The organism is Streptomyces sp. NPDC005393 (assembly GCF_040606675.1).
Taxonomy (GTDB): domain Bacteria; phylum Actinomycetota; class Actinomycetes; order Streptomycetales; family Streptomycetaceae; genus Streptomyces.
The window spans coordinates 1-5,679 of the sequence record NZ_JBEXFG010000102.1; the positions used below are offsets into that span (position 1 = coordinate 1).

3 protein-coding genes and 3 pseudogenes are annotated in these 5,679 nt (G+C 66.5%); 1 reads left to right on the forward strand and 5 read right to left on the reverse strand.

The features are described 5' to 3' along the window. The 5 genes and pseudogenes from ABZS71_RS35195 to ABZS71_RS35215 form a co-directional block, all read right to left on the reverse strand. Window positions 1-328: transposase family protein (locus ABZS71_RS35195; RefSeq protein ID WP_356216822.1), on the reverse strand; the 328-nt coding region annotated here is incomplete at its 3' end. A 258-nt stretch (window positions 329-586) separates the two neighbouring features. After that, window positions 587-1,645 (reverse strand): transcriptional regulator, encoded by a 1,059-nt coding sequence (locus tag ABZS71_RS35200; protein ID WP_356216825.1) that lies wholly within the window; start codon window positions 1,643-1,645, stop codon window positions 587-589. A gap of 416 nt (window positions 1,646-2,061) precedes the next feature. Next, window positions 2,062-2,800, reverse strand: a pseudogene (locus tag ABZS71_RS35205) (IS5 family transposase); the annotation flags it as partial. A gap of 689 nt (window positions 2,801-3,489) precedes the next feature. Continuing rightward, window positions 3,490-4,014, reverse strand: coding sequence for a histidine kinase (locus ABZS71_RS35210; protein ID WP_356216829.1), 525 nt, complete (start codon window positions 4,012-4,014; stop codon window positions 3,490-3,492). 327 nt (window positions 4,015-4,341) lie between these two features. Continuing rightward, window positions 4,342-5,126 (reverse strand): annotated as a pseudogene (locus ABZS71_RS35215) (IS1380 family transposase); the annotation flags it as partial. A gap of 5 nt (window positions 5,127-5,131) precedes the next feature. On the opposite strand from ABZS71_RS35215, the pseudogene ABZS71_RS35220 reads away from it, so the two are divergent. Further along, window positions 5,132-5,679, forward strand: a pseudogene (locus tag ABZS71_RS35220) (transposase family protein); the annotation flags it as partial.

The following is a 5,679-nucleotide window of genomic DNA, read 5'->3' on the forward strand; positions in this document are numbered from 1 at the left end:
GACCAGCGTGGTGCCGTCGCACTGCGCCTCCCTGGTCGTCGACCTCGCGCCAGGGCGAATGCGTTCTCAGGAGGTGAGATCGTTCGTCGGCCGGGTCGGTGGCGTAGCGGGCGATGGCGGCCACCGATTTTGTGCCGCTGAGGACGGCGACCAGGCACAGGGCGAGCAGGGAACCGATCCGGTAGCGGCGGCCTCGGACCCGGCGCGGGTCGGGCACCTGGTCCAACACGTCGGCCAGTGTGCGCAGGTCGGGCAGTTCGATGAGCGGGCATGGGAGGTCAACGTCCTCGTGGTGGCGCGCGAGGGCGTCGATCAGGGAAGATGGCACACGAACGCGACCCCTGTTCATGATCTTTGGCTTCGAGAACCTTGATCATCGGGAGTCGCGTTCGTCATTTCCAGTCGGGCACATCAGCCACCGCGCACCACACCAGGGCGAACCCCTCATCTCGCCACCTGAGAATGCATCAGCCCTGCTTCAGCCCCTAGGGCAAGACTTTCCGTATTCCTGGCAATAGTCGGCGAATTACTGGGCAGTTTGGTACGTGTAAGGGGGAATGTAGGTGGCTGGAGTCGGCGCGGAGCGTCAGTAGGACGCTCTCTGGGGGACGGCTCGATCGCGTTCCTCCAGATGCTGCGCGAACTCCAACCAGATGGCGGCATATTGGCGCGCCAAGCTTCCCACCAGTTCCCCGCAGTGCGGCGGTACGGCTTCGGTCAGCTGGTACCACTCAGCCGATGCGTTCTGTTGTAGGAGTCTCAGAAGATATCGTCCTTCCTCCTTAAGGCGGAGGGAAGGGTCTCGTAGGAGTTTGTCGAGCACCACAGCGGGGTCCGGTCCAAACGTCCGTGCCCTGCGCTCGGGCCGCAGGCGCTTACCCTGCGCGGGTACCCTGACGGCTGCTTCGGCACCTGCCCGTGACTCGGTGGGGTGCGTGACTTCTGGTGTGGCGTGGTCGGCATGAGGCCGTACGGTCGCTGGCAGTTTGCCGGACTGGATCCGCTTGCGTACATCGCTCACGGTAGCGGGCGATATCTTCGCGAGCCTGGCCACTTCACGCAGCGAGGCCTGCGGATTCTCGGCCATGAGTTCGGCCGCACGCCATCGGCCATCAACGCTGTTCAGTGGACGGGCTCGCCCGTCGCGTCCGACCCGAATGCTCAACTGCGGCAGGTCGTCACTTGAACGGCGCCGGATTGTCGCTATCGCTTTGGCTCCCAGGCCCGAGGCCTGGGCGATGGCCCGGTCGGACATCTGTGGATGTGACGCGATGATCCGGGATGCGGCGGCGCGCCGATCGGCCTGCGACAGCGGGAGGCCGTGGGCGATGTTAGCCCGAACCGCCAGAAGGAAGGAGTCTGCGGGGCTTCCCTCGAAGAATTCGACATCAATGCTGGTCTGGCCGCGGATCAAGGCAGCCAGAAGCCGGTGCATGCCGTCGATGACGCGCATGTCGGACCGGCGGACGAGGATCGGCGGGAGGGGGGTGTCGACCTCGGCGAGGCGAGCCACATGCTCCTGGTCCGGACCCTCCGAGCGGGGCGATTCGCCGGGCAAAAGCGTGGCGATCGTAACGGCGACGATCGCGCGGGTGGGGGCTTCGTCGGGCGACGCGGCGACCGACGATATGGGTGGTGCGGGCAACCGTGACACTGCTCTGCCAGGGCAGGGCCTGTTTGACTCAGGTAGAAGCACTTTCGATTCACCCCGTCTATAGGAAACACCGCTGGTCGCGCGATCGACCCTCGTGGCTTGGGCGGGGCGTGGCGGGCAGCGCGACGGCAGCAGACGGCCGAGGGACTGAAGGCCTGAGCACAAGGTCTCTACACCGTCAGCTTGCACCTCAATCACATCCTCACTGCCTGGAAGCACCGCGGTTCACGGTCCTGATGGCGCGACACACAGTGATGCTAATGATCTCACCGGATTTAGCGACCGTTTGTATTCAGCCAGTCGACCAGCGCGTTGCAGCGACTGGTTCCGGCTAAAAGGACATCTCATTAGGTGAGCCCGCGGTAATGAGCGTGCATGCGATCTGGCGGAGGCGAAAAACGTTTGACTTTGCGTTCGCAGCGGCGGCGGAGACGGTGGCAGGCTGCGAGGGCCATGGTTCGTTCGATGGTCCAGCAGTGTCGCCCAAGACGCTGGAAAGACTCGATGTCGTGGTCGTCGATGCGGTGCTGGATGCCGCGCCCGCGTAACTATCGCCGCAGGTGAATAGTCGTACCCCTTGTCCGCGTGGCGCTTTCCAGGCCTGCGCCGTGGGCGGCCATGGCGGGAGAAAATGAGCGGTATGCTCTCCGGACACGAGAGTTTCCAGGTCCTGACTGTCGTGCAGGTTGGCCCCGGAGATACCGACGGACAGGGGCAGACCGGCCTGCTCCGTGATCAAGTGGATCTGCGAGCCGAACTGGCTCCGGTCGACAGGATCCGAACCTGTCAGGTCCTCATGTTGAGGGCCCGCCTGTTCACCGAGTCGATCGCACAGCGAGACCAGTCCAGCTCACCCCGGGCACCGAGCTCGTCGAGGACCAGACGGTGGAGCTTCGCCCACACCCGGGCCTTGCTCCACTCAGAAAAGCGCCGGTGAGCCGTCGCCCCCGACGGTCCGAACGATGCTGCGGGCAGTTGCTGCCACGTGCAACCCGAGGTGGCCACGAACACGATTGCCGCCAGCACTTCCCGGTCGCCGTGTCGGCGCCGCCCCCCGCCCTGAGGGCGCGACGGCGCCTCAGGCGCCACCCGCTGGAACAACTCCCACAACTCATCCGGCACCAGCCGCTCAACGATCCCCACCACGAACGACAGACTAACCAGCGGACCAAATAAGATGAGTCTAAATACCTTGGAAGTGCAGGCTGTGGCTACGGCGCCTCCCGGTCAAATCCGTCACACTTTGCAGTCGTATGGCTTCGCAGGGTGTGGGCGCGCGGCTTGTCTGCGATGCTTCCCGTCTGCTGAGTGCCAGGTGCAGGGGCCGACTTCATGAGCGGACGGCGAGGGTTGGTGGGGCGGAAGGCGCTACGGCCCGAAGTTGGTGGGGCGGGCGGAAGTTACCCGACGAGACGAGTCTTGTCTCTTATGCGAGGACCACGGCCTGGGCTCGATTGCGCAGACTGAGTTTGGCGAAAATTGGGCTTCACGGCGCCTCGCCGTCAGGTCCAGCGCCAGTTCGGCACTGTAAAGGGCCCCCGCCCATGAGAGTCAGCACCTCACGCTCGCGCGGGGTCAGGGGGTCCGGGGCCCGGCCGAGGGCGGGGGTTTCGCGGCTCGGTTCCCTGGCACTGACTGTCTCCGGCATAACGCTCCCCCACTTGACGGGTGACTGAGGGTGCGAGCAACGCATCACCGGCACTAGCCAGGCGAATAGCGGTGGCCAGGTACTCGGAGGTGGCGTCCTTGAAGAGGAAGCCGCTGGCGCCAGCCGCGGGCCGCGTAGACGTACTGATCCAGGTCGAAGGTCGTGAGCATAACCATTCGGCACTCCGCTACCAGCGCCAGGGCGCGACGTGCGGCTTCCAGGCCATCCATGTTCGGCATACGGATGGCCTGCGCCGTCGGGCGAAGCCGGGATCGGATGTACTTCGGTATGAGGACGGCTGCCGGACGCGGTACACCGTGGCATTGACCCCCGCCGAGAGTGGGCGCGGCTTTCCGGAGACGTACACCTCGACCGGCAGCCCGGCGAACGAGACCCGGTCGATCAGGGAGCTGCGGTACTTCGGGCTCGGCTGCGGTGCCGAGTCTGCCTGGTTGTGTTCTTCGCCATTGAGCCCGGGCGCGAGCATGCCGAGCAGGTGCCGCAGCGCGGTCATCGCGTCCCGGCCAGCGGCCTCGACAGCCCGCATCGAAGCTGCGGCTTCCCCGGCATCATGGTCAGCACCTAACAGGCGGCCCCGACCTGCACCACCATTGAGACTCACGTTGCGGCTGACGATGTCATGGACCTCCGCCACGATGCGCGTCCGCTCGGGTCGACCGCTGTCCGCGCCGCACTTGCGCTCCCGTTCCAACAACCGGCAATGCTCCTCAGCCGCCCTTCGGCGCAGCCGCCATGCCCGGACGAGCGCCGCGCCAAACCAGGCGGACGTTGGGCACGTCGGCGCTCAAACCGTGATCAGCCAGCCCACCGCTGAACTCCTCGTTCCCTCAGCTTCGCAGCCAATACTGTGGCCCGCGTCAGTCTGCGGATCCATCCCGCATACATCCCCAGGATGACGGTCCCGGAGAGTTACATCCGCAGGGGGACGCATGGTCGCCGCAGCTCCTTCTAGATTCACGTCATGACACGGGATGACACCGCGCCAGGTCGCTCCGATGATGGTGGCTCCGCAGCCGGACTAGGTGTGGTCGGGGGCTGCTCGCCGGTCGATTGCCCGGGTGATCTCGTCGGTCCAGGGCCATCGGGTGGTGAAGCGGAGCCAGCGGCGGCGGCTGGTGGTGACGAGCTGGGCGGCGGCGGAGAACAGCCGCAGGCGGAGCTTCTTGGGTTCCCAGCGGCGGGTCTTGCCGGTCAGCGCGAGCATGGGCATCCAGTCGAGGAGGTCGAGTGCGAGGGAGATGATCTCCAGCCAGATCTGGTTCTGGGCGGTGTCGTGCAGGGGCAGGTTGCGCAGGCCGGTGTCGCGGGCGTTTCGGATGCGGTCTTCGCAGCGGGCCCGCGGCGGTGACGCAGTTCGAGGTCGGCGAGCTGGCCGCATTTGGTGTTGGTGGCGAAGCAGGTCAGCCGTAGTCCGTCGAGGTCGATGAAGCGCAACTGGGCGCCGGGGTGCGGGCGTTCCTTGCGGACGATCAGCCGCATGCCCTTGGGCCAAGTGCTCAGGTCGGGTATGTCGGTGATCTCGGCGACCCAGGCGCCGGGCCGCTCGTTGCCGCCGGCGTCGTAGGCCGGTGTCCATGCCTTCTTCGGGATTTTCAGGACGGCCTGGTGGATGGTGTCGGTGATGGTCATTCCGACCGAGTACGACAGCCACCGGCCCCGGCGGGAGAGCCAGTCGAGGAAGGCATGGGTGCCGCCGGCGGAGTCGGTGCGGATCAGTGTCTGCTGGCCCCGCCGCAGGTGTCTGGGGAGCTGAGCAAGGGCGAGTTGGGTGGTGGTGGTGTGATCGCTCGCGGTGTTGGCGCCACGTCGTGGATCACCTGTCCCGTCTGCTGGCCGCGCACCGACGGCGCATCGGTACTCCGCGCGGCAGCCGGGCGCGCTCGGCCCCTTCCGCCAGGCCGTGCTGGTCCTGCGCTGGTTCCGCGAGCGCGGCTGCGTGCACTGCCTGGCCCGCGACGCCGGCGTCTCCCAGGCCACCGGCTACCGCTACCTGCACGAAGGCATCGACGTCCTCGCCGACCAGGCCCCCGACCTGCACGCCGTCCTGGACAACTGCCGGCGCGAAGGCATGACCCACGTGATCCTCGACGGCACACTGATCGAATCCGACCGCCTCACCGGCGTCCGTGACAACGGCAACGACCTGTGGTTCAGCCAGAAACACAAGGCATTCGGCGGCAACATCCAGTTCCTGTCCGCCCCGGACGGCACCCCGCTATGGGTTTCCGACGTGGAGCCCGGCTCCACCCCCGACATCACCGCCGCCCGCATCCACGCCCTGCCCGCGCTGTACAAAGCCGCGGCCGACGGCCTGCCCACCCTGGCCGACAAGGGCTACATCGGCGCCGGGATCGGC